This window comes from Actinomadura sp. DC4, from assembly GCF_030406325.1.
Classification (GTDB): Bacteria; Actinomycetota; Actinomycetes; order Streptosporangiales; family Streptosporangiaceae; genus Actinoallomurus.
In genome coordinates this window covers 17259-40533 of the sequence record NZ_JAUEQY010000005.1, presented here as the reverse complement: position 1 = coordinate 40533, position 23275 = coordinate 17259, and the positions used below count along the sequence as shown (strand labels likewise).

Annotated in this window: 28 protein-coding genes; 14 read left to right on the top strand and 14 right to left on the bottom strand. The window is 70.4% G+C overall.

Translation table 11 applies throughout. The annotated features are described in order from the left end of the window. The first annotated feature begins 8 nt into the window (after positions 1-8). Positions 9-416, top strand: coding sequence for a barstar family protein (locus QWU11_RS09690; RefSeq protein ID WP_290104747.1), 408 nt, complete (start codon positions 9-11; stop codon positions 414-416). On the opposite strand, the gene QWU11_RS09685 is transcribed toward QWU11_RS09690, so the two are convergent. Beyond that, the gene (locus tag QWU11_RS09685) at positions 413-1174 is read right to left on the bottom strand and encodes a deoxyribonuclease IV (RefSeq protein WP_290104746.1); all 762 of its coding nucleotides are present in this window, start codon (positions 1172-1174) and stop codon (positions 413-415) included. The genes QWU11_RS09690 and QWU11_RS09685 overlap by 4 nt on opposite strands. A 35-nt stretch (positions 1175-1209) precedes the next feature. Beyond that, entirely contained in the window at positions 1210-1491 is a 282-nt protein-coding gene (locus QWU11_RS09680) for a hypothetical protein (RefSeq protein ID WP_290104745.1), read from the bottom strand. A 123-nt stretch (positions 1492-1614) separates the two neighbouring features. On the opposite strand from QWU11_RS09680, the gene QWU11_RS09675 reads away from it, so the two are divergent. The 7 genes from QWU11_RS09675 to QWU11_RS09645 all read left to right on the top strand — a co-directional run bounded on the left by QWU11_RS09675 (position 1615) and on the right by QWU11_RS09645 (position 5622). Beyond that, positions 1615-1755, top strand: coding sequence for a hypothetical protein (locus QWU11_RS09675; RefSeq protein WP_290104744.1), 141 nt, complete (start codon positions 1615-1617; stop codon positions 1753-1755). Positions 1756-1872: 117 nt separating this feature from the next. Continuing rightward, the gene (rpsF, locus tag QWU11_RS09670) at positions 1873-2163 is read left to right on the top strand and encodes a 30S ribosomal protein S6 (protein ID WP_290104743.1); all 291 of its coding nucleotides are present in this window, start codon (positions 1873-1875) and stop codon (positions 2161-2163) included. Positions 2164-2207: 44 nt separating this feature from the next. Continuing rightward, positions 2208-2771, top strand: coding sequence for a single-stranded DNA-binding protein (locus QWU11_RS09665; RefSeq protein ID WP_290104741.1), 564 nt, complete (start codon positions 2208-2210; stop codon positions 2769-2771). A 66-nt stretch (positions 2772-2837) separates the two neighbouring features. Next, the gene (gene rpsR / locus QWU11_RS09660) at positions 2838-3074 is read left to right on the top strand and encodes a 30S ribosomal protein S18 (protein ID WP_252781265.1); all 237 of its coding nucleotides are present in this window, start codon (positions 2838-2840) and stop codon (positions 3072-3074) included. A gap of 17 nt (positions 3075-3091) precedes the next feature. Then, positions 3092-3538, top strand: a complete 447-nt coding sequence (rplI, locus tag QWU11_RS09655) for a 50S ribosomal protein L9 (RefSeq protein ID WP_290104738.1) — start codon at positions 3092-3094, stop codon at positions 3536-3538. Positions 3539-4347: 809 nt separating this feature from the next. Next, on the top strand, positions 4348-5007 hold the full coding sequence (locus tag QWU11_RS09650; protein WP_290104737.1) for a peptidoglycan recognition family protein: 660 nt from the start codon (positions 4348-4350) through the stop codon (positions 5005-5007). 405 nt (positions 5008-5412) lie between these two features. Continuing rightward, on the top strand, positions 5413-5622 hold the full coding sequence (locus tag QWU11_RS09645) for a hypothetical protein (protein WP_290104736.1): 210 nt from the start codon (positions 5413-5415) through the stop codon (positions 5620-5622). Positions 5623-5801: 179 nt separating this feature from the next. On the opposite strand, the gene QWU11_RS09640 is transcribed toward QWU11_RS09645, so the two are convergent. Together QWU11_RS09640 and QWU11_RS09635 are read right to left on the bottom strand one after the other, a co-directional pair. Next, positions 5802-5990: a hypothetical protein gene (locus QWU11_RS09640; RefSeq protein ID WP_290104735.1), complete on the bottom strand. Its 189-nt coding sequence runs from the start codon at positions 5988-5990 to the stop codon at positions 5802-5804. Positions 5991-6341: 351 nt separating this feature from the next. Then, the gene (locus QWU11_RS09635; protein ID WP_290104734.1) at positions 6342-7841 is read right to left on the bottom strand and encodes an FAD-dependent monooxygenase; all 1500 of its coding nucleotides are present in this window, start codon (positions 7839-7841) and stop codon (positions 6342-6344) included. An 86-nt stretch (positions 7842-7927) separates the two neighbouring features. Between QWU11_RS09635 and QWU11_RS09630 the strand changes: the two genes are divergently transcribed. Further along, positions 7928-8536: a TetR/AcrR family transcriptional regulator C-terminal domain-containing protein gene (locus tag QWU11_RS09630; RefSeq protein ID WP_290104732.1), complete on the top strand. Its 609-nt coding sequence runs from the start codon at positions 7928-7930 to the stop codon at positions 8534-8536. Here the strand turns inward: QWU11_RS09630 and QWU11_RS09625 are convergent. Continuing rightward, positions 8517-9830 (bottom strand): MATE family efflux transporter, encoded by a 1314-nt coding sequence (locus tag QWU11_RS09625; protein WP_290104731.1) that lies wholly within the window; start codon positions 9828-9830, stop codon positions 8517-8519. The genes QWU11_RS09630 and QWU11_RS09625 overlap by 20 nt on opposite strands. A 338-nt stretch (positions 9831-10168) precedes the next feature. On the opposite strand from QWU11_RS09625, the gene dnaB reads away from it, so the two are divergent. Then, complete coding sequence (gene dnaB / locus QWU11_RS09620; protein ID WP_290105106.1) at positions 10169-11506, top strand: replicative DNA helicase; 1338 nt, start codon at positions 10169-10171, stop codon at positions 11504-11506. Between the two features lie 82 nt (positions 11507-11588). Here dnaB and QWU11_RS09615 read toward each other — a convergent pair whose 3' ends face one another. From QWU11_RS09615 to QWU11_RS09575, 9 genes are all read right to left on the bottom strand, one after another. Further along, a complete protein-coding gene (locus QWU11_RS09615; RefSeq protein ID WP_290104730.1) occupies positions 11589-12791 on the bottom strand; it encodes an ABC transporter permease in 1203 nt (400 codons plus the stop codon). After that, the gene (locus tag QWU11_RS09610; RefSeq protein WP_290104729.1) at positions 12788-13483 is read right to left on the bottom strand and encodes an ABC transporter ATP-binding protein; all 696 of its coding nucleotides are present in this window, start codon (positions 13481-13483) and stop codon (positions 12788-12790) included. Before QWU11_RS09610 ends, QWU11_RS09615 begins: the two co-directional genes overlap by 4 nt. Continuing rightward, on the bottom strand, positions 13480-14601 hold the full coding sequence (locus QWU11_RS09605) for a peptidoglycan-binding protein (RefSeq protein ID WP_290104728.1): 1122 nt from the start codon (positions 14599-14601) through the stop codon (positions 13480-13482). The genes QWU11_RS09610 and QWU11_RS09605 overlap by 4 nt, the downstream gene beginning before the upstream one ends. Continuing rightward, on the bottom strand, positions 14591-15106 hold the full coding sequence (locus tag QWU11_RS09600; RefSeq protein ID WP_290104727.1) for a hypothetical protein: 516 nt from the start codon (positions 15104-15106) through the stop codon (positions 14591-14593). The genes QWU11_RS09605 and QWU11_RS09600 overlap by 11 nt, the downstream gene beginning before the upstream one ends. A gap of 107 nt (positions 15107-15213) precedes the next feature. Then, a complete protein-coding gene (locus tag QWU11_RS09595) occupies positions 15214-16380 on the bottom strand; it encodes a HAMP domain-containing sensor histidine kinase (protein WP_290104726.1) in 1167 nt (388 codons plus the stop codon). Next, complete coding sequence (locus tag QWU11_RS09590) at positions 16373-17065, bottom strand: response regulator transcription factor (protein WP_290104725.1); 693 nt, start codon at positions 17063-17065, stop codon at positions 16373-16375. Before QWU11_RS09590 ends, QWU11_RS09595 begins: the two co-directional genes overlap by 8 nt. Positions 17066-17111: 46 nt before the next feature. Further along, positions 17112-17939 carry a class I SAM-dependent methyltransferase gene (locus QWU11_RS09585; RefSeq protein ID WP_290104724.1) on the bottom strand — a complete coding sequence of 276 codons (828 nt, stop codon included), beginning with the start codon at positions 17937-17939 and terminating at the stop codon, positions 17112-17114. Further along, on the bottom strand, positions 17936-18607 hold the full coding sequence (locus QWU11_RS09580; RefSeq protein WP_290104723.1) for a response regulator transcription factor: 672 nt from the start codon (positions 18605-18607) through the stop codon (positions 17936-17938). The genes QWU11_RS09585 and QWU11_RS09580 overlap by 4 nt, the downstream gene beginning before the upstream one ends. Continuing rightward, positions 18604-19731, bottom strand: coding sequence for a HAMP domain-containing sensor histidine kinase (locus QWU11_RS09575; RefSeq protein WP_290104722.1), 1128 nt, complete (start codon positions 19729-19731; stop codon positions 18604-18606). Before QWU11_RS09575 ends, QWU11_RS09580 begins: the two co-directional genes overlap by 4 nt. 139 nt (positions 19732-19870) lie before the next feature. Here QWU11_RS09575 and QWU11_RS09570 point away from each other — a divergent pair, with 139 nt between their 5' ends. Genes QWU11_RS09570 through QWU11_RS09555 form a run of 4 tightly spaced genes read left to right on the top strand, consistent with a single transcriptional unit; the run spans position 19871 to position 23263 of the window. Next, on the top strand, positions 19871-20350 hold the full coding sequence (locus QWU11_RS09570; RefSeq protein WP_290104721.1) for a hypothetical protein: 480 nt from the start codon (positions 19871-19873) through the stop codon (positions 20348-20350). A gap of 2 nt (positions 20351-20352) precedes the next feature. Then, positions 20353-21405 carry a hypothetical protein gene (locus QWU11_RS09565; protein WP_290104720.1) on the top strand — a complete coding sequence of 351 codons (1053 nt, stop codon included), beginning with the start codon at positions 20353-20355 and terminating at the stop codon, positions 21403-21405. Further along, positions 21402-22082: an ABC transporter ATP-binding protein gene (locus tag QWU11_RS09560; RefSeq protein WP_290104719.1), complete on the top strand. Its 681-nt coding sequence runs from the start codon at positions 21402-21404 to the stop codon at positions 22080-22082. The genes QWU11_RS09565 and QWU11_RS09560 overlap by 4 nt, the downstream gene beginning before the upstream one ends. Beyond that, a complete protein-coding gene (locus tag QWU11_RS09555; protein ID WP_290104718.1) occupies positions 22079-23263 on the top strand; it encodes an ABC transporter permease in 1185 nt (394 codons plus the stop codon). Before QWU11_RS09560 ends, QWU11_RS09555 begins: the two co-directional genes overlap by 4 nt. Positions 23264-23275 lie beyond the last annotated feature (12 nt).

The window sequence follows — 23275 nt, the reverse complement described above, 5'->3', positions numbered from 1 at the left end:
GTGACCGAATGATCGAGGAACTCCTGACCGGACGGCTGGAGCCCGGTGTCCACCGGTGGGCGACCTCCCATCGGGAGGCGGCGCGCGGCGTCACCGAGGCCGAGCGTGAGGGCTGGCGCGTCTTCTGGCTCGACGGCACCGGCCTGCGCGACAAGCGGACCCTGCTCGACCGCTGCGCCGTGGAGTTCTCGCTGCCCTCGTACTTCGGGCACAACTGGGACGCGCTGCAGGACTGCCTGAACGACCTGTCGTGGGCGCCGACGGCGTCCGGTTACCTCGTGGTGTACGACCACTGGCAGGACCTGGCGGACGCCGACCCGTCGGTCCACGGCACGCTCCTGGAGATCTTCGAGGCGGCCATCGCCTACTGGCGGAAGACCCCGACCTCCATGGCCGTGCTCCTGCCCGAGGCTTAGAGGTTGTCGCGCAGCCAGGCGATGTCGGCGGCCTGCCCGTCGCCGGGGGTCTCGACGACGACCGGCGCGCCCGCGTCGCGTACGACCTTGAGGATCAGCTCGGGGTCGATCTTGCCGTCGCCGAGGTTCGCGTGCCGGTCGGCGCCGGAGCCGAAGGCGTCGCGGCTGTCGTTGCAGTGGACCAGGTCGATGCGGCCGGTGACGGCCTTCACCCGGTCGACGATGTCGGTGAGGTCCTCGCCCGCGGCGTGCGCGTGGCAGGTGTCCAGGCAGAACCCGACGTCGAAGCCGTCCAGGGCGTCCCACAGCCGGGCGATGCGCTCCAGCATGCGGGCCATGGCGTTGTCGCCGCCCGCGGTGTTCTCGATGAGCACCGGGACCGCGGTCGGGGTCTCCATCCGCTCGAAGACCTTGCGCCAGTTGTCGAAGCCGAGCTGCGGGTCGTCGTTCTTCAGCACGTGCCCGCCGTGCACGATCAGGCCCTTGGCGCCGATCTTCGCCGCGCCCTCGAGCTGCTGGGTGAGGATCTTGCGGCTCGGGATGCGGATGCGGTTGTTGGAGGTCGCCACGTTGACGACGTACGGCGAGTGCACGTAGATGTCGACGCCCGAGTCGCGGATCTCCTCGTGTTTCTCCGGCAACACGGGAGCCTTCCACCCCTGAGGGTCGCCGAGGAAGAACTGCGCGACCTCGGCCTTCTTCGCGGCGGCCGCGGCGAGGGGGTCGGTCTGGTCGACGTGGGCTCCGATACGCACCATGGCGTCGAGCCTACGCGCAGGCGGCGGCCCGCGCGTCAGATCGTGAAGCCGCCGTGCGAGAAGCCCAGCCCGAGCCCGACGAAGGCCAGCCCGATGCCGATGACGTTCACCCAGCGCTCCCTCGTGGTGGCGGAGACGAGCTGGGAGTACAGGCCGAACAGGACGGCCGCGATGCCCACGCAGACCGCGACGAGGTGCGCGGGGGAGATGATGCCGGCGACGAACGCGACCAGACCGCCGGCGAGGGTGATCGCGGCGAGGGAGGTCTCCCGTCCGTGCGCCCTGCGGTTCCGATGCCGTGCGAGGACCGATCGCATTTGCGTGTACACCCCCTCTTTCCGTACTTCCCTGCGAGACGCCTGGTCAAGCAGCTCGGATCCCGTCTCGGTTCTGTCGGACCCTCGCGATAATGTCGAACACGATTTCGAATGGAGGCTGCGATGATGACCCGCGAGCTGATGGCCGTCGACGACGTCGAGCTGATCGATGAGCTGTCCCTGCTGACCACCCAGACCGCGCGCATGCGGTCGCGGATGGCCGACATCATGACCGAGCTCGATCGCCGGAGAGCGGGCGATTGAGCAGCTGGTTGTTGGTAACCTGTGTCGATCGCGCGGAGCCGATCCGCGACGAGACGCAAGGCCCTCCTGTCACGGAGAGACCGTGACCGCACCAGTCCAAAGGAGGTTGGGACTCGCATGCGTCGTTACGAACTCATGGTCATCCTCGACCCCAGCACCGAAGACCGCACCGTCGCACCGTCACTCGACCAGTTCCTCAACGTCGTCAAGACCGACGGCGGCAGCGTGGAGAAGGTCGACGTCTGGGGCCGTCGGCGCCTGTCGTACGAGATCGAGAAGAAGTCCGAAGGCGTCTACGCGGTGATCGACCTGACGGCGACCCCTGCCACGGTCAAGGAGCTCGACCGGCAGCTGAACCTTCAGGACACCATCCTGCGCACGAAGGTCATCCGGCCCGAGGCCCACTGAGCCTTCGCTTTACACGTCACCCGAATCTGTAGCTGGAGAGCCTCATGGCAGCAGGCGACACCCAGATCACGATCGTTGGCAACCTGGTCAACGACCCGGAACTCCGCTTCACCCCCAACGGGCAGGCGGTCGCCACGTTCCGGGTCGCGTCCACGCCCCGATTCCGCGACCAGCAGTCCGGTGAGTGGAAGGACGGCGAGTCGCTCTTCCTCACCTGCAACGTCTGGCGGCAGGCGGCGGAAAACTGCGCCGAGAGCCTTCAGCGCGGCATGCGGGTCATCGTCCAGGGCCGGCTCAAGCAGCGGTCGTACGAGACCCGCGAGGGTGAGAAGCGCACCGTCTACGAGATCGAGGCCGACGACGTCGGTCCGTCCCTGAAGAGCGCCACCGCCAAGGTCAACAAGACTCAGCGGCAGGGTGGCGGCTTCGGTGGCGGCGGAGGCGGCGGCCAGGGTGGCGGCGGCTTCGGCGGCGGCAACCAGGGCGGCGGAGGCGGCAACCAAGGCGGCGGCTTCGGCGGCGGCGGCGGTAACCAGCCTGCGGACGACCCGTGGGCCACGGGTGGCGGCGGCGGAGGCGGCGGATTCTCCGACGACCCGCCGTTCTAGCCCCATCCCTCATCATCCAACCGACCATTCCCGCGTGAGCGGGGCTCTCTCAGGAGGAGCACCACGATGGCGAAACCGGCACCACGCAAGCCCAAGAAGAAGGTTTGCCTGTTCTGCCAGGAGAAACTCTCCTACGTCGACTACAAGGACACTGCGCTGCTGCGCAAGTTCATCTCCGACCGCGGCAAGATCCGCGCCCGCCGGGTGACAGGCAACTGCACCCAGCACCAGCGCGACGTCGCCACCGCGATCAAGAACGCCCGCGAGATGGCGCTGCTGCCCTACACCAGCACGGCTCGCTGAGAAGGGAGACACTGATCATGAAGCTCATCCTGACTCAGCAGGTCTCCGGCCTCGGCGCTCCGGGCGAGGTCGTCGATGTCAAGGACGGCTACGGCCGTAACTACCTGATCCCGCGCGGCTTCGCGATGCTGTGGACCCGCGGCGCGGAGAAGCAGATCGACTCGATCCGCAAGGCTCGCAGCGCTCGCGAGATCGCCAGCATCGAGCAGGCCGAGTCCATCCGCGGCGACCTCGAACGCCTGAAGGTCCGCCTGCGCACGCGCGCGGGTGAGAGCGGTCGCCTGTTCGGCGCCGTGACCCCGGCCGACATCGCCGGCGCGGTGAAGGCGGCCGGCGGCCCGCAGTTGGACAAGCGTCGCATCGAGGTGACCAACCCGATCAAGACGGTCGGCGCCCACAACGTCGCCGTCCGCCTCCACCCGGAGGTAAGCGCGAAGATCGCACTTGAGGTCGTCGGCGGGTAGTCAGCATTGTGTTGGAAGGGCCGGGTCCTGTCGGGACCCGGCCCTTTCGATATGTGCTCCTTGACGGCGCCGCTCACCGCCGCGGGCAGCGTGGCAAGCCGGTGAGGTCAGGAGACCACCGGCCAAGGCAGTGCCGGGAACGAGCTGCGTCGGCAATGCCGCAGTGGCGAACGCAACGGACTTGACGCGGCCCCCCGCCGACGCCACCGACGAGAAGGCGGTCGGTGCCGCGCTGAAGGGCTGCGACGCGGTCGTCCGCCTCGCCGCCCTGGCACCTCAGTCTGGGCGCTCCATGCGAGGGCGTCGTGGGCAGGGTGTCGGCGGCGCTCAGACCACGTGCGCGCACCGCGTGTCCCGAGGGCGCCGCATGAGAGCCTGCGTCGAGGCGTGCTCTTCCGAGGGGGCCGCCCGCCTCGGCGGAGGACGCTCCTGAGTCACGTCCATCCGACGTTGTCCACAGGAGACGATCGGGTTATCCACAGTTCCGTCGGGCGCTCTCGACGGGGGCTGTGTGGTGCGGAACCCTTGGTCTATGGGCTACTGCTCCGTCCTCATCTGCCGGCGTGGGCCGCCGGTTCCTTGCGGCTATGCACAGGTCTGACTGATCCCCCTTGTGCTAGTTGATCCGTCGTTCCACGTGAAACGCCCGAATCTAACGTTCTCGCTTTCTGTGATCGTCTGGCTACGCTGGCGATCAGTCGCGGAGCGGGGGGTGATGTGTGACCGGCGCAGAGGGGATACTTCGCCGAAATCTTCTGCGTACGGCGATCGGAATCGCCGCCGCGGATGTGATGCTTGCCGGAGGTGCCATGCAGGCCAACGCCGCTAGTGGACCGAAGGTCTACACGCGCAGAGAGTGGGGCGCCGACTCGCCTCGCCGGCCGCCCCGGCTGATCGATCGGCCGCCCGATCACATCATCGTCCACCACACCGCCTCACCCAACACGAGCGACACGTCCCGGGCGCACGCGTTCGCGCTGTCACGGCAGATCCAGCGATTTCACATGGACGGCCGTCATTGGGACGACATCGGCGAGCAACTGACGATCAGCCGAGGCGGCCTGGTCATGGAGGGCCGCGCGGGCAGCCTGCAGGCCATCGCCCGCAACGGCCTGGTGGTCGGGGCGCAGTCCCTGCACCACAACCGCCACACGTTGGGCATCGAGAACGAAGGCACCTACATCAGCGAAGAGGTGCCCGCCCGACTGTGGAGATCACTGGTCGAAGTCTGCGCCTGGCTGTGCATGGCCCACAACCTGAACCCCACCACCGCGATCGTCGGCCACCGCGACTACAACAGCACCGACTGCCCCGGCGACGTCCTGTACCGGCGTCTCCCCCGACTCCGTAGAGAGGTCTCACGCATCATCGGCCAGGACGCCGACGACCCGAGCGGCGACGAGGACATGTCAGATGACCCGCAACATGTTCTCCTGTCGCACCGCCGCCACCGAACCGCCAAGCACTGACCCCTCAGCCGACGAGGCCGACGCGCCACGAAATCCGCGTGGCCCGACCACCAACCGCCGACGGCCGAGGGTATGCGGCGGCGCTGCACGAGGGGATCGCCGACGCGTTCTCGTGTCGCCGAGACGGCGACGGGGCAGCGAAGCGCTGACAGGTGGGGGTAGCGGTGGTAGACGCTCGCCGACGTGATCGGCGTCGGACCACTGAGCACTGACGCCTGGCCGGCAGTGGCGACGTCCGGGATTCCCGGCTGTTGCACTGGTGTCACCGATCGCCACTGCGGCGGCTCGGGTGGCGGTCATGGATACGGCGGGGAAACCGCAGCGTGCTCTCCTGCCGTATCGCCGGTGTTCGGTGGTGAGGGCTGACGGGCAGGGTGGCGAGGGCGACCCGTTCGGATCTTGGGCGTGGCTTCTGCCGCTCTGCGGGTGGTGGATTGCCGAGCGCTGATGGCTTGGGCGGCGGTGGAGGCGCTTCAGGGGAATCCGACGAAGTTCGCCTGGGCCCCGGCGGCGATGGGCCATGAGACCTCGACGGCTCAAATGGCGCGGGCGGTGCGTCAGGGGATTTTCAACGTGTTCTTTGTCGAGCCGGCGGTATCGAGACACCCGTGCTGACGGCCTGGGCGGTGATGGAGACGCGTCGGGGATTCAACGCGTTTCTCCGTCGCATCGGCGGTGTGGAGTCGCCGAGTGCTGACGGCCCGGGTGGCGGTGGCGGCACGTCGGGAGTCCCTCGACGTGCTCCCCTGTTGCACCGCCGGTACCGGGCCGTCGAACACTGAGGCATCGCTCGATCAGGTCTCGATGGTCATGTAGCGGGCGCGTCGCCGGGCGACGTCGGGGTCGAGTCCTTCGACGAGAGCCCAGATGCCGGCCACCCGTTCAGCCCAGGCTTCGGGTGGAAGACCACCCAGGCCCTCGGCTGCGAGATCGTCGATCGCCCGGGTGAGGCTGGCAAGCCGCTCGCCATGAGTAGAACACATGTTCGAAGTCTAGCGTGATCCACCGACATTCGAGTGGCTTTGAGAGACAGATGAAGCGTGTCTCGCCCCCGTCGTCCACAGGACCGGCCGTCCACCGGACCTGGAGCGGACAAGATCAAATGCCAGCTCGACCGGGGACCCGCGAGTTCGGTCGTCCGCCCCAATGCTCCTGGCGGGCGACGCGGTCCGAGCATCCCCACACCTCCGACACAAACAGCATCTCGCACGGCACCGACATTCCCACTGTCTGAAATCAGGGCCAGGCCCGGCGTCGAAGAGCCCGCACAGCCGGGCCGCACGAGACCCGCAGCCCGATCACCAGCCGTCCCGGCACCATAAAAATCGGCTCGTCTACTCGCCAAGACCATCGGACGACGATGGCTCGCCGAACCACCCGCGGAGAGCATTCCGCAGCTCACCGACATCCTCCCCCGCCCATGCGACATGACCGTCCGGCCGCAAGAGCAGCGTGTCGGTCTCCTCCGTGGCGCCGGTCACCATGTCGACGCGCTCCGCCCAGGGCCGTACGGCATCGCGCACCTCCGCGCGGTCGGCGAGGTCCAGCAGCAGAGGACGTCCCGCGAGAGAGAGGTCGGCGACGCGCGTCGGCCCCGAAGCGGTCTTCAGCTCCAAATCCGGACAGTACAGACCGGCCAGCGGGTGGTCCCCCGACGCCCCGTACCGAATGTCGAGCTCGCCCATGAGGTCCGTCAGCAGCCGGTTCGCCTCAGGTGTCTCGGCGAGCATCGTGAAGATGTCCCGCAGCGCGTCCACGCCGGGGCCGGGCCGCATCAGCGCCACCTGCGCCCGCGTGTTGTGCAGCACCCGTTCCGCCACCGGATGGCGCTCGGACGAGTACGTGTCGAGCAGGCCGGCGGGCGCCCACCCCCGTACGGTGGCCGCCAGCTTCCACCCCAGGTTCACCGCGTCGCCGAGGCCGAGGTGCAGCCCCTGCCCGCCGAGCGGCGGGTGCACGTGCGCCGCGTCGCCCGCCAGCAGGACCCGGCCCGCGCGATAGGACGGTGCCTGCCGCGTGTTGTCCGTGAACCGCGTCACCGAGTGCACCGCCGTGATCGTCACGGACGTCCCCGACACGCGCCGCACCGACTCCTGAAGCTCGGCCTGGGAGACCGCGCGCGAAGCGGGCGGCCCGTCGAACTCCAGCGTCAGCACTCGCTGCGGATGAGGCCCGCGCACCATGAGACCGTGCGGCACCCGATGCCAGCCCATGGGAAAGAAGTCCGGATCGTCGAAGTCGGCCAGCGCCTGGTGCCCGGTCGTCACACCGTCAAGGCCCGGGAACGCGAAACCCGCCGCCTTCCGGACCGGGCTCCGGCCCCCGTCGCAGCCGATCACCCAGCCGGTACGCACCTCGTACGGACCGTCCGGGCCTGAGAGGGAAACGGTCACGCCCGCATCGTCTCGGTCCAGCCCGGTGAACGAGTGTCCGCGCCGGATGGCGACACCGAGCGACAGAGCACGCTTCTCCAGCGCCTCCTCGATGCGCTGCTGCGGCGCCATCACCAACGACGCCGGCGCCGAGCCGCCCCGCAGTACCCACAGGCCGGCGAAATGTCCCGTCGGACGACCGCCCGCCGCGGCCTGCAGGCTGGACCCGCCGGGCTTCCGCCCGCCCATCAGGTCCGCGATGCTCGGCAGGTCGCCGAGCAGCGAGACCACATCGCGGCGGGTGAGGATGTCCGCGCCCCGGCCGCTGACGGCACCCGCCTTGAGCGTCGGATCGATCGTCTCCCGGCGCTCGACCACGAGCGTGCGGATCCCGTACGACCCCAGCTCGCAGGCGAGGAACAGGCCGACCGGTCCGGCTCCTGAGATGACCACCTCGTACATGCCACACTCCCCTTAACGCTGTTAAGGACTTAACGCTGTTAAGGCTGCATTGAACAGTGTTAAGTTGTCAAGCCAAGGAGGTGACGATGGCTCTCGACCGCGAGACCGTGCTGGACACCGCGCTGAGGATCATCGACGAGGTCGGCCTCGACGGGCTCTCGCTACGGCGCCTGGCCAAGGAGCTCGGCGTCCAGGCACCGGCGCTGTACTGGCACTTCTCCAGCAAGAAGGACCTGCTCGACCATCTCGTCGCCCTGGTGAACGAGCGCGCCGAGAGCGGCACCGACGGCCCCGCGCCCGGCCAGTCATGGGACGAATGGCTCGCCGAGGGCATGCGGATGCGGCGTCGTTCGATGCTGGCCCAGCGCGACGGCGCGCGGCTGACGGCCGGAAACCGGCCCACCGCCGACAGCCGGCCGCGCATCGAACGTACGCTCGGCGTGCTCGTCGCGGCCGGGTTCACTCCGCAGGACGCGATCCGCGCCGTCCTCGTCCTGGGGCACTACGTGAGCGGTTTCGTCATGGACGAGCAGTTCGACGCCGACCGCGAGGACGACGAGCCGCAGGACCTCGGAGACTTTCCGATCATGCTGGCCGGCGGCCGGGCGGCGCTCGACCGGGACACGCTGTTCGAGTACGGCCTGCAGCGCATGCTCGACGGCATGCGCGCCCAGCTCAGCGTACGGCCCCGGTGACCAGCCACGCGTCGTCGCGCGCCCGCAGGCCGAGCGTGACCAGGCGTGCGGCCATCCACACGCCGATCGCGAGCCACAACGCCACGAGCCCGCCCCCATAGGCGTGCACGAGCCAGGCGGCGGGCAGGAACGCCAGCGTCTGGATGACCCCGACGATCGCCAGGTACGCCTGGTCGCCCGCGCCGATGAGCACGCCGTCCAGCACGAACACCACCCCGGCGATCGGCTCCAGCAGCGCGACCACGAGGAGCGCGGCCAGCAGCTGTGACCGTACGGACGGATCGGCGCTGAACACGGCCGGCAGCCACGGCCGCGCGACCAGCACGAGCAGGCCGAACACCACGCCGCACGCGATGCCCCACTGGATCATGCGCCGCGTCGCCGTACGGGTGCCGGCGATGTCACCGGCGCCGAGATACCGGCCGGTGATGGCCTGCCCGGCGATCGCGATGGCGTCGAGCGCGAACGCCAGCAGGTTCCAGACGTTGGAGGCGATCTGGTGCGCGGCGATCTGCGCGTCGCCCATCCGCGCCGCCACCGCGGTGCCGATGACCAGCACGACCCGCAGGCTCAGCGTACGGATCATGAGGTTGAAACCGGCGCTCGCCGACGCCCGCAGGCCCTTGGCGTCCGGCCGTAGCGGTGCGCCGTGCCGCCGTGCGCCTCGTGCGACCGCGGCGGCGTACAGGACGGCCCCGCCGGTCTGGGCGAGCACGGTCCCCCAGGCGGATCCGGCGACGCCCCAGCCGAAACCGAGGACGAACAGCGCGCCGAGCAGGCCGTTAGCCGTGAACATCCCGATGGAGACGTACAGCGGCGTCTTGGTGTCCTGCATCCCGCGCAGTACGCCGGTACCGGCCAGCACGATCAGCATTCCGGGCGCGCCGAAGAGGCTGATGTGGAGGTAGGTCTGTGCCTGCGGCGTCACCGCGGCGGACGCGCCGAAGGCGTCGACGAGTGTGGGCGTCAGCGGCCAGCCGACCGCGATGATCAGGCCGCCGATGATCGCGGCGAGCCAGATGCCGTCGACACCCTGACGGATCGCCTCGCGCAGATTGCCGGCCCCGATCTGGCGCGCCACCGACGCCGTGGTGCCGTACGCGAGGAAGACGCACAGGCTCACGAACGTCGCGAGGACCTGCCCGGCCACACCGAGCGCACCGAGCGGGACCGTGCCGAGATGGCCCACGATCGCCGAGTCCGTGAGCAGGAACAGCGGCTCGGCCACCAGCGCCCCGAACGCCGGGAGCGCGAGGCGGAGGATCTCCGGGTCGTGCGGGTGCCGAAATGCCATGATTCGCCACCGTAAACCACAAACGACCGTTGTCGCTTACCCGGTGCTGTGGGTGACCTGTGGATGACCGGCGCCCGAGCTTTCTTCAACCCACAGGCGGTGGACGGTGTTTTCGCAGGTGGAAGGGTCTACAGGGGGAGGTCGCCGAGTAATCCACAGGCTGTCCACAGGCACTGTGCACAGCCGTCCCGGCGTGTATGCACAGGCCGTCCACAACGGGCTCCACAGCCGCCTTTGCGTATGACAGAGCCAACCCCCAAACTGTCGGAGCAGTGAGATAGATGTGGAAGGTGTGAGCGGCTGAGACGACAGGGGGTGCGGATGTGAGCGTCACCGAGATGTCGTCCCACGAGAGCGAGTTCGAGCGCACGCCACCGCATGACCTGGCCGCGGAGCAGTGCGTCCTGGGCAGCATGCTCATCTCCCAGACCGCCATCGCCGAGGTCATCGAGCTGCTCTCGGCCCGCGACTTCTACCGCCCCGCGCACCAGATGGTGTACGAGCGCGTCCTCGACCTGTACGGCCGCGGCGACCCGGTCGACGCGATCACCATCAAGGACGAGCTGCTCAAGCGCGGCGAGCTGAGCCGCATCGGCGACGCGCCCTACCTCCACACCCTGGTCGCCTCGGTTCCGACGGCCGCCAACGCCGGCTACTACGCGAAGATCGTCGAGGAGAAGGCCATCCTGCGGCGGCTGGTCGAGGTCGGCACCCGCATCGCCCAGCTCGGCTACAGCACCGACGGCGCCGACGCCGACGACCTGCTCGACCGCGCCCAGGCCGAGGTCTACGCGGTCGCCGACAAGCGCACCGGCGAGGACTACGCGCCGCTGAGCGACATCATGCCGGGCGCCCTCGACGAGATCGAGGCGATCGGCAGCCGCGGCGGCCAGATGGTCGGCGTCCCGACCGGCTTCACCGACCTCGACGCTCTCACCAACGGCCTGCACCCCGGTCAGATGGTCATCATCGCGGCTCGTCCCGCCATCGGGAAATCGACCCTGGCCTTGGACCTGGCGCGGGCGGCGGCGATCAAGCACCAGCTGGCGACCGTGGTGTTCAGCCTGGAAATGGGACGCAACGAGATCACCATGCGCCTGCTGTCCGCCGAGGCGCGGGTCGCGCTGCACGCGATGCGGTCGGGCTCGATGAACGACGAGGACTGGACGCGCCTGGCGCGGCGCATGAGCGAGGTGGCCGAGGCACCGCTGTTCATCGACGACTCGCCGAACATGTCGATGATGGAGATCCGGGCCAAGTGCCGCCGCCTCAAACAGCAGCACGACCTGCGCATGGTCATCATCGACTATCTGCAGCTCATGCAGTCCGGCAAGCGGGTGGAGAGCCGCCAGGTCGAGGTCTCGGAGTTCTCCCGGTCGCTCAAGCTCCTCGCGAAGGAGCTGGAGGTTCCGGTCATCGCCCTCTCCCAGCTCAACCGTGGTCCCGAGCAACGTACGGACAAGAAGCCGATGGTGTCGGACCTGCGTGAGTCCGGCTCGATCGAGCAGGACGCCGACGTCGTCATCCTGCTGCACCGCGAGGACGCGTACGAGAAGGAGTCACCCCGGGCCGGTGAGGCCGACCTGATCGTGGCCAAGCACCGTAACGGACCGACCGCGACCGTCACCGTCGCCTTCCAGGGGCACTACAGCCGCTTCGTCGACATGGCCCACTGATCGACCGTGGCCATGGGCGGGGATTTCCCCGGCACCATGGCCACCGTCGGGTACGGCTCGTGTCCAGGCGCCATGACGGCGCTCACAGCGTGCGCAGCGCCTCGGTGGGGGACAGACGGGCGGCGCGCAAGGCGGGCAGCAGGCCGGCGATCGCACCGATCACGATCGCGGCGCCGATCCCGCCTGCCCACGCCTGGGCCGGGATGACCACCGCCCAGCCCTTGGTGTTCGCGTAGATCGCGGTGGTCAGCGCTCCGGCCACGACCCCCGCCACCCCGCCGAGCAGCGCGAGCATGATCGCCTCGGACAGGAACTGCGTGCGGATCTGTCCCCGGGTCGCGCCGAGCGCCCGGCGCAGCCCGATCTCCGACCGGCGTTCCAGCACCGAGATGATCATGATGTTCGCGACCCCGACCGCGCCCACGATCAGCGCCACCAGCCCGAGCCCGAGGAACAGGCTGTTGAACGCGCCCTCCGCGGCGGCTCGCGCGGTGAGCGCGTCGGACGGCTGGCTGACGTCGACGTCGCTGGGCGACTCGGGGTTCGCGGTCCGGGCGAGCGCCTCCTGTACCGAGTCGACCTTGTCCACCCGGGCCCGTACGTACACCGTCGTCGGAGGTCCGGCCACCGCCCTTCCCTGATCGACGGTCGTGTAGCTGAGGTACCGCTCCGCGGCCGGGTAGCCGATCAAGGCGCTGGTGTCGATGTCGATCGACAGCGTCGCGGGCTTCAAGATGCCGGCGACGTAGAACCACTGGTTCCTCAGCCAGATCCGCTGCCCCGGATAGACGCGGTCGATCCCGAGCCGCTGCGCGGCGAGCGCGCCCAGCACCGTGACCGGCTGGCGCTCGGTCGCCGGGTTCAGCCAGCGCCCCTGAGCCACGCCGGTTCCGACCACTTCGGGCAGGTTGAGGCTGACGGCTCGTACCTTCAGGGCGTTGGTGTCGACCACCGGGACCAGCGGGCTGCGGTAGACGTTCGTGTTGTCGATGGCACCGGCGTGCGCCACCTGCTCGACGTCGGGCAGGTGGGAGATCCGCCCCGGCGCGGCGAGCGGGAGCTGGGCCGGCCCGCCGCTGAACGACTGGCCGGTGTTCGCGGTCAGCAGGTTCGTGCCGAGCTGGTCGATCTCGGCCAGGAGCCCGGCCTGGGAGGACGCGGACAGGCCGAGCACCGCCACGATCGACGCGGTGCCGATCGCTATCCCGAGCGCGGACAAGGCGGCCCGCAGGCGGCGAGCCCGGATTCCGATGCCGGCCACGCGCATCTGGTCGGACAGCCTCATACGCCCTCCGTCGAAGGCGCCGCGCTGTCGGCGACGATGCGCCCGTCGAGGACCTGCAACCGGCGGGGCATCTGGGCGGCCAGTCCACTGTCGTGCGTGATCATGAGGATGGTCGCCCCGTCGGCGTTGAGCTCGTGCAGCAGCTCGATGATCGACGCGCCCGTCTTGCTGTCGAGGTTTCCCGTCGGCTCGTCGGCGAGCACGATGGCCGGGCGGCCGACCAGAGCGCGGGCGATCGCCACGCGCTGGCGCTGTCCGCCCGACAGCTTGCCCGGCCGGAAGTCCGCCCGGTCCTCCAGCCCGACCCGGACGAGCGCCTCGGCGGCACGCGAGCGACGCTCGGCACGTCCCGCGCCGCCGTACAACAGGCCGTCGGCGACGTTGTCCAGGACGGTGGTGTGCTCGGACAGGTGGAACTGCTGGAAGACGAAGCCGATGCTGCGTGCCCGCAGGGCGGCGAGCCGGCGATCGGTGAGCGCCGCGACGTCCTCTCCGTCGATCCAGACCCGGCCTTCGCTGGGCCGGTCGAGCGTGCCGAGGATGTGCAGCAGCGTGGACTTGCCCGATCCGGACGGGCCGACGATCGCCACCATCTCCCCGCGCCGTACGGTGAAGCTCACGCCGCGCAGCGCGTGGACGGGAGGCTGCGTGCCGTACGTCTTGGTGACCTGCTCCAGTTCGAGGACGTTCACGTCGACGGCACCACCACTCGGTCGCCGGCCGTCAGGGCGCCGGAGACCTGCACCCGTCCGTTGGCGTCGTCGAACAACCCCGGCGTGACCGGGACGATCCGGGTCCTGCCGCCGGCCCCCGCCGCGACCTCGACCGCGTATCCCCCTCCGGCCTGGCCGATGAGCGCGGTCACCGGCACGATCAGCGCGTGCTCGACGCCGTCCGTGGTGATCTGCACCTGGACGGGCGCCTGCTCGAGGGTTCCGGCGTCCTTCGGGTGCTCGAGCGTGACGTAGACCGGGAGCGTGGCCGACTCCGAGGCGTCCTTACGAGAGGAGGTCACGACCGTGCCGATCCGGCGGACCACACCGGACGTGATCCGGTTGTCCGGCAGCGTGATCTGCGCTCGGTCGCCCTTCCTGACCTCGGACTGCTGGGAGGCGTCGAGCTTCACGGTCACCTCGCGCCGGTCCGACGACGCCTCCATGATCGGACGGCCCGAGCCGGCGCCCGTGCCGTTCTCGACCATCACCTTGCCGATCCGCAGCGGGCCGGGCAGGAACACCGCCCGGCCGAGGTCCAGCCTGCCCGTCACGTCGGCGCCGCGTTTGTCCTGGAGCTTCTCCAGACCCTCCGCGGTCTCCCAGCCGAAGTAGTCCGAACCGGGATCGAGCTCGGACTTGCCGGCGTAGCCCTCGTTCACCAGGGTCTTGTTCAGCGCCCGGACGTCCTTGCCGCGGTCGCTCACGGCCAGGTCCCGGTACGCGGGCGTGCCTCCGCAGATCAGGATCACCGGCTTCTGGTCGACCTTGTACAGCGTCTCGCCGCAGTCGATCTGGGTACCCGCCGCGGGCACCCAGGTGTACGTCCCGCTCGCCCGGTTGACCACCGAGTACGGGCTCCCGTCGGCGCCGGCCGAGTACGAGAGCGTCCCGCTCTGGCTGACCTGCGAGGAGAGCGGGCCTTCCTGGACCGCCGCGAGCGACGTCCCGGCGCCGGCGGTCGTGGCGGCCTTGCCGTCGTCGCCGGACACGCCCGTCACGGCGAGGACCACGCCGCCGCCCGCGACCACGAGCGCGGCGGCGCCGCCGAGTGCGAAGCGCCGCCTACGCCGCCGGGCCGTGGTCTCAGCCGCCATTCTCCGAGCCTCCGTCCCCATTCACGTTGCGGCATGCCTTGAGCGCGTTCTTGAACTGCGTCGAGTTGGTGTTGATGCGGTCCCTGGGCACCAGAAGACGCCCGTCCTTCGGGTCGGGGAAGTCTCGTATGCCGTTCGCGCGCATACACCGCGCGAACTTCAGCCACTCCGCCTGCTCTTTGGCCACGGTCGCCGGGTCGTCCTCCAGCCCGGGCGGCTCCTGCGACTTGCACGCCTGCTGTGCCTTCTTGAACTGCGGCGTGTTCTTGTTCGGTCCCCCCGCCGCGATCATGAACTTGCCGTTCTTGTCGGGGTCGGGGAAGTTGGTCACGCCGTTCTCGCGCATGCACTGCGCGTACTTCACCGCCTTCTCCAAAGCGGAGTTCGCGGAAGAGCCGGTCGAGCCGGTAGAGCCGGATTTCGAGTCGCCGGAGCCGCCACATCCCGCGACGGTCAGGGTCAGGGCGGCGGCCGCGGCGGCCAGCAGCAAAGAGGCCTTGTTCATACCTCCACTGAAGCCGGACGGCCGTTGCGGTGGCGTATGCGGTTTTTCATACGCCCGCGATATACCGAATCCCCAGCGTGGCAAGGCGATCCCGCCGCCGGTGATCGCTACCGCAGGTGCGGGACGGCCCGTCCGTGAACCGCGCACTGCCGGGCGTCCGGGCCGAGATCGATGCAGGCTCCGGGGAGCCGGATCGTGACGAGGAGACCGCCGGTGGGGCGGGGCGTGAGGTCGAGGGTCCCGTCGTGTGCCCGGACGATGCTGTGCACGATGGCCAGCCCGAGGCCGACGCCGGCGTGCTCGTCGGTGCGTACGCGTTCCGTCCCGCGTTGGAAGGGCTCGGTGAGGGTCGGCAGGAGTTCCGGCGGGAGCGGATCGCCCGTGTTCTCGACCCGCAGCAGGCTCGCGTCGTCCTGCGATCCGGTGTGGATCGTCACGGTGCCGCCGATGGGGAGGTTGTGGACGATGGCGTTCTGGACGAGGTTCGTCACCATCCGCAGCAGGAGCGCCGCGGAGCCGGCGGTCTGTGCCGCCTGGCCGGTGACGTCGAGCCGGATCCGGCGCTTCTCGGCGAGGGGAAGCAGCGTCTCGGCGGCCTCTTCGGCGATCAGGGAGAGGTCGACGGGCTCGCAGGTGAAGTTCCGGCGGTCGGCGCGGCTGAGGAGCAGCAGGGCCTCGGTGAGGTCGATCGCCCGCGTGTTGACGGTCTGGAGGCGTTCGAGGAGCTCACCCTGATCCTGGGTGGGGTCGTTCCGGGCGAGGTCGAGGAGCGTCCGCGAGATCGCCAGCGGGGTGCGCAGTTCATGGGAGGCGTTCGCGGCGAATCGTTGCTGTTCGGCGACATGGGACTCGAGCTGTTCGAGCATGGTGTCGAACCCGTCGGCGAGTTCGCGGAACTCATCTGTGCGGCCCTGCAGCCGGATCCGGTGGGACAGTGATCCGCTCGAGGCCATCCGTGCCGCGTCCGCGATCCGCGTGAGTGGTGCGAGCATCCGGCCGGCGAGGATCCATCCTCCCAGGAGGCCGAACACCAGGAGGAAGGCCAGCGCCACGGCCGCGGCGGGGGCGAAGCCGCGCAGGAGCTCGGGGCGGCTGGGCCCGATGATGATCACGCCGCCGAATGTGTTCCGGATCGATCCGGCGCTGCGGGTCGGTACCCAGCGCAGCACGAATATCCACATCACGGCCAGCAGGAGGGTGCCCGCGACGAAAAGGAATCCGGCGTAGCTGATGGTGAGCTTCAGCCGGGCGCTGAGGCCTGGGCGTCTATTCATGAGTGCTGCCAGAGACCATGTCGGTGTCGGTGTCGATTCGGTAGCCGACGCCGGGCACCGTGGCGATGAGCCCTGGTTCGCCGAGTCGTTTGCGAAGGGCGGAGACGGTGATGCGGACGGCGTTGGTGAAGGGGTCGGCGTTGGCGTCCCAGGCCCGTTCCAGCAGCTCTTCGGCGCTGATCACACCGCCCTGGGCGGCGACGAGGACTTCGAGAACGGCGAACTGCTTGCGGGTGAGCGCGACGTAGCGTCCGTCGCGGAAGACCTCACGGCGGAAGGGGTCCAGCCGCAGGCCCGCGATCTCGTGTACCGGAGGCCGGGCGTGCGCGCGTCTGCGGTCGAGCGCCCGCAGACGCATGACGAGCTCTCGAAGCTCGAACGGTTTGGTGAGGTAGTCGTCGGCGCCGAGCTCGAACCCGGAGGCCTTGTCGTCGATCCGGTCGGCGGCGGTGAGCATGAGGATCGGAATGCCACTGCCGGAGGCGACGATGCGCCGGGCGACCTCGTCGCCCGAGGGGCCGGGGATGTCGCGGTCGAGGATCGCGAGGTCGTAGGAGTTGACGCCGAGCAGTTCCAGGGCGGTGTCGCCGTCACCGGCGATATCGGCGGCGATCGCCTCCAGCCGGAGACCGTCACGGACGGCTTCGGCCAGGTAGGGCTCGTCCTCCACGATCAGCACGCGCATTCCTGCAGCTTAGGCAGCACGGCATATCGCCCGCGTATGCGAACCTCTACGTCGCCGGCGGCGAGCCGTGATCCTCCCGCTCGGCGATCAGGGTGTACAGCATGGGCAGGGACTGCCCGCTCACCCGGAACCGGTAGCGCCCGTCCGCGTCCGGCGTGTGGTCGCGGCCGACGTCCATGGGCGATTCAAGGTGTTCGTCCAGCCGTACGACGCGCAGGCCGGCACCGATCGCCGCCGTGACGATCTCCCCCAGCGAGTGGGCGAACTGCACCGTCGTCGTCGGCGAGGCCGAGGCCGCGTACGACTCCGAGGCGGTGAACCGGTGCGGCCCGTCGAAGGCGTACGGGAAGTCGAGGACGAGCGGGTCGAGGCCGTTCGTCATCTGCCACAGCGGATGGCCGTCGATCAGCAGCAGCCGTCCGCCGGGCCGCAGCGTCGCCGCGACCGACGCCATCCACGCGTCGATGTCCTCGATCCAGCACAGGATGCCGATCGTCGCGTACGCGAGGGCGAACCGGCCGTGCAGCGCCGAGGGCAGGCCGGTCGCGTCGGCCTCCAGGAACCTCACGTCGGCCCCGCAGCGGGCCGCCAGGTCACGCGCCTTCTCCAGCGCCACCGGCGAGAAGTCCACCCCGGTCACCCGCGCCCCGCGCCGGGCCAGCGAGATCGAGTCGAAGCCGAGGTGGCACTGCACGTGGAGCACGTCGAGCCCGGACACGTCACCGGCCGCCGACGCGAGGCCGGCACGTTCGACGTCGGTGAGCGAGTCCGCCCCGGCCACCAGGCCCTGGCCGTCGTAGTAGGAGTCCTGGCCGTGGGCGGCCGCCCAGACGTCCCAGTTGGCGCGGTTGATCGGTGTCGCGTCGCCGGTCATGCCGGTGACACTAGGGCAATCCGGTAACCCACTCCCGGCGTGGTGGTGATGACGGGTGGGTCGCCGAGCTTGCGGCGCAGCCGGCCGATGGTCACCGTCACCGTGTTGGTGAACGGGTCGGCGTTCTCGTCCCAGACCTGTTCGAGCAGGTCCTCGGCGCTGAGGAAGGCCGGACCCGCGCGCAGGAGCGCCTCCAGCACGCCGAACTCCTTGACCGAGAGCTCCACCTGGCGCCCGTCGCGGACGACCGTACGGCGCAGTGGGTCCAGCTCGATCCCGGCCGCGCGCAGCGTACGGGCCCGTGCCGAGGGGCGGCGGCGGGCCAGGGCCTGGACGCGCAGCACGAGTTCGGGAAAGTGGAACGGCTTGGTGAGGTAGTCGTCGGCGCCCAGGCCGAGGCCGCTGACCCGGTCGCCGGGCGCGCCGGCCGCGGTCAGCATCAGCACCATCACGCGGTCGTCGTGCGAGGTGATCATCTGGCAGAGGGTGTCGCCGTGGACGCCCGGCAGGTCGCGGTCGAGGACGACCACGTCGTACGCGTTCGCGTCGAGCTTTGCCGCGGCCTCCAGGCCGTCGAGGGCGGAGTCCACCGCCATTCCCTGGTCGCGCAGCCCCTCGACCAGGACCTCGGCGAGCGACCGCGCGTCCTCCACCACCAGGACCCTCATGCCGCGGCCCCGGGCAGCGCGACCTCGGCTCGCAGACCGCCCTGAGGGCGCGCGCGAAGGTCGAGCGTGCCACCGTGCGCCGACGCGATGGCCGCGACGATCGACAGGCCGAGCCCCGCGCCCTCCGAGGAGCCCGTACGGTCGGCGCCGAGCCGCCGGAACGGCTGCGCCAGCGAGGCGACCTTCCGCGGGTCGAGCGGCGAGCCGCCGGACTCGACCACCAGCCGTGCGGTCCCGGCGGCCGTCGACGTGGCCACGAAGATCGGGCCCTCGCCGTGCCGGAGGGCGTTGTCGACCAGGTTGTCGGCGAGGCGCCGTAGCAGCGTACGGTTCCCCGACACCATCGCGCCCTCGGCCGCGACGTCGAGATCGCGTCCGTCCAGGTCGCCGGCCCGGTCGGCCAGCGCCGACGCCACGACGTCGTCGAGCGAGAGCGCCACGCGGTCCGGGAGCGCGCCGGGCTGCGTACGGGCGAGGGTCAAGAACCCCTCCAGCAGCCGGTCGACCTGGTCGAGCTCGGTGCGCAGCCGTCCCGCCAGGGAGACGGTCTGGGCGGGTACGGGCTCGGGCTTGGCCATCGCGACGTCCAGCGACGCACGCATCGTGGCCAGCGGGGTCCGCAGCTCGTGGGAGGCGTTGGCGACGAAGCGGCCCTGGGCGGTGAACGCGCCTTCGAGCCGTGACAGCAGCTCGTCGATCGTGTCGGCCAGGTCCTTCACCTCGTCGGCGGGGCCGGCCACGGCCAGGCGCTCGTGCAGGTTGTCCGCCGAGATCCGCCGGGTGGCCGCCGTCATGGTGCGCAGCGGCCGCAGGACCCGGCCCGCGACGAGGTGGCCGAGCACGACCGAGACCACCGCCATGACGGCCAGCGCGATCACCGACCCCACCAGCAGCTGACGCGCCTGGGCGGCGTGCGCGTCGGCGAGCTGACGCTGGAGCTCGCCGATGCGCGCCTGGGTCGGAGACGGCGGATCGGTCGGCACGGGACGCGTGAACGAGGCCCCCGAGGCCAGGAAACCCGAGATGGCCAGCAGGCCGACGCCGGACAGCAGGAACACGGCCCCGTACAGGGCGGTGAAGCGCAGCCGTACGGGCCGCCGCGACAGAGTGGGACGACGGACCATTGGCGACTCCCCGCATTCCATGCCGTACCGGCCTCAAGGATGCCCGGACGGACCTAACAACGGAATGACAGGCATCGTTCGGCCCGCGTTATGGCCTCTCGCCCAGAGTTCGGTGCCAGACCGACGACGGGAGCACGACATGAACATGAGGATCCTGGCGGCCGTGGGCGGCCTCGCCCTGCTCACGGGAGCCTGCGGCCACGCGGGGGAGCACGAGGCGGCCGGCCCGAGCAAGGGAGCGTCGACGTACGAGCAGGCCGTCGCCTTCGCCAAGTGCATGCGCACGCACGGCGATCCGAGCTGGCCCGACCCGGGCCCGGACGGGGCGTTCCCCAACAACAACGGCAGCCTCGACAAGTCGTCGTCGCGGTTCAAGACGGCGTCCGCGGCCTGCAAGAAGCTCGAACCGGGCTCGCCGCCGCAGTCGGTCTTCCAGGCGGACTACCGCAAGCTCCTGAAGTTCTCCGCCTGCATGCGGGCGCACGGGCTGCCGAAGTTCCCCGACCCGATCCTGGAGGACCACGGCGTGGGCTACAAGGGCGATGACATCAACCCGAACAGCCCGCAGTACAAGACCGCCCACCAGGCCTGCCGCGCGCTGGCCCCGGAGGGCATGTGACCATGTCCACCCGATGGCGATGGACGGCCGCCGGGGCGGTCGTCGCGACCGTGGTCGCCGTCACCGCCGCCTTCACCCACCGCTCGCGCGAACCCGCGGAGCCCTCGGCCGCGGCGTACGCGACCTCGACTGCGCCGGTCGACCGGCGGTCGCTCGTGTCCCAGACGAGAGTGGCCGCCACCTGGGGCTATGCCGGTGACTACGCCGTCGTGAACCAGGCGCCCGGCACGATCACCGCGCTGCCGAAGATCGGCAAGGTCGTACGGCAGGGCCACGTGCTCTACCGGGTCAGCGGCCGTCCCGTCGTCCTCCTGTACGGCCGGGTCCCGGTGTACCGCGCGCTCTCGTACGGCATGACCGGCCGGGACGTGACCGAGCTCAACACCGCTCTGGTGAGGCTCGGCTACGGGCACATGGGCAGCCGGCGCCACTTCGGCCTCGAGACCGGCTACGCGCTGGAGAGACTCCAGCACCACCTGGGCGTGTCCCGTACGGGCCGGCTGGCCCTGGGGGACGCGGTGTTCCTGCCCGGGGCCGTACGGGTGACCGGGAAGCAGGGCGTCCTCGGGAGTCCGGCACGCCCCGGAATGACCCTGATGTCGGCCACCTCGCCCACTCCCATGGTCAGCGTCGACCTCGACGCCGGCCAGCAGACCCAGGTCGCGACCGGTGACAAGGTGACGATCACGCTGCCGGCCGGCACGACCACCCCCGGCGTGGTGTCCTCGGTCGGCAAGGTCGCCAAGAAGCCGGCGCGCGGCAGCGCGCCCACGATCACGGTCCGGGTGCGGCCGACCGAGCCCGGCAAGGTCGAACTCGACCAGGCGCCCGTACAGGTCTCCATCGTGACCGGCCAGGTGCGCGACGCCCTGGTCGTGCCGGTCAGCGCGCTGCTCGCGCAGGCGGGCGGAGGGTACGCGGTCGAGGTGACGGGACCGCGGAGCAACCGGCTGGTGGCCGTGACGCCCGGGCTGTTCGACGACGCGGACGGCCTGGTGGAGGTGACCGGGCCCGAGCTGGCGGCCGGCCAGCGCGTCGTGGTGCCGACCGCATGAGCGCGCCCGTGCTCGAACTCGACGCGGTGACCAAGACCTATCCGGGCCGCCCGCCCGTGGAGGCGGTACGCGGCGTGAGCTTCGCCGTCGAGCCGGGCGAGCTGCTCGCCATCACGGGCCCGTCGGGGTCGGGCAAGTCCACCCTGTTGCACCTGATGGGGTCGCTGGACCGGCCGAGCGCCGGGACGGTGCGGATCACCGGCCGGGACGCCGCCGCGCTGAACGACCGGCGGCTGTCGCGGCTGCGCGCCACCAGCATCGGCTTCGTCTTCCAGCAGTTCTTCCTCGCCGAGCACTCCACCGCACTGGACAACGTCGCCGACGGCCTGCTGTACGCCGGGGTCGGCCCGGCCGAGCGCCGGGAGCGTGCCGCGGCGGCGCTGGAGCGGGTCGGCCTCGCGCACAAGTCGGCCGTACGGCCCACCCGGCTGTCGGGCGGTGAGCGGCAGCGCGTCGCGATCGCCCGTGCCCTGGCCGGCCGCCCGGCGATCGTGCTGGCCGACGAACCCACCGGCAACCTCGACAGCGCGACGGGCCGGTCCATCCTCGGCCTGCTGACCGAGCTCAACGCCACCGGGGCCACCATCGTGGTCATCACGCACGACTCCGGCATCGCGGCTCGTTTCCCTCGCCGCATCGGCATGCTCGACGGCCGGATCAGCGAGGAGGGAACATGACCGGGGACCTGCGTCCGGCGGACCTGGCCCGCCTCGCCGTCGTCGGACTGCGCACCCGCAGGCTCCGCGCCGCGCTGTCCGCGCTCGGCATCGCGATCGGCGTGGCCGCGATCGTCGCCGTCCTCGGCCTGTCGGCCTCATCACAGGCGGGGCTGCTCGCCGAGATCGCCAAGCTCGGCACGAACCTGCTGACGGTCTCGAACGGACAAGACGTCACGGGCGACGCGGCCGAGCTGCCGACCGGCGCGCCGGCGATGATCGGCCGGCTGCCCGGCGTCATCCGGGTGGAGGAGATCGGCACGGTGAACGCGAAGGTGTACCGCAGCCCGCTCATCCCGGCCATCAACACCAACGGCCTGACCGTGAGCGCCTCCGGGCTCGGGCTGCCCGCCGCCGTGGGCACCTCGATGGCCCAGGGGCGCTACCTCAACGCGGCGACCGCGCGCCGGCCGGTCGTGGTGCTCGGGGCGGGCGCGGCCCAGTTGCTCGGCGTCGACCATCTGTGGCCGAACGAGCGGATCTGGCTCGGTGGCCAGTGGTTCTACGTCACCGGAATCCTCAAGCCGGCCGTGCTCACGCCGATCGTCGACTCGTCGGTGTTCGTCGGCTATCCGGCGGCGCAGCGCTATCTCGGCTTCGACGGACATCCCTCCACCGTCTACATCCGCGCCGAGACCGAGCGGGTGAACGCCGTGCACGCCCTCCTGGCCGCACAGGCGGATCCGGAGGACCCGACGCAGGTCAGCGTCAGCGTGCCGTCGGCCGCGCTGGTCGCCCAGGCCGAGGCCAAGAGCGCCTTCAACGTGCTGTTCCTCGGTCTCGGCGCGGTCGCGCTGCTGGTCGGCGCCATCGGCGTCGCCAACATCATGGTCATCTCCGTGCTGGAGCGGCGCAGCGAGATCGGGCTGCGCCGGGCGCTCGGCGCCACGAAGGGGCACATCCGGGTGCAGTTCCTCGCCGAGGCGGTGCTGCTGGCCGCCGGCGGAGGCGTGATCGGCGTGGCGGCCGGGGTGCTGACCACCGCGGTGTACGCGACCGCCAAGGGCTGGGCGGTGGTCATTCCGCCGCTCGCCTGGGGCGGTGGATTCGGCGCGGCCCTGCTCATCGGGGCCGGGGCGGGGCTGCTTCCCGCACTGCGCGCCGCGCGGATGTCCCCCACCCGGGCGCTCTGGAGTGTGTGAGAAGCCGGGCCA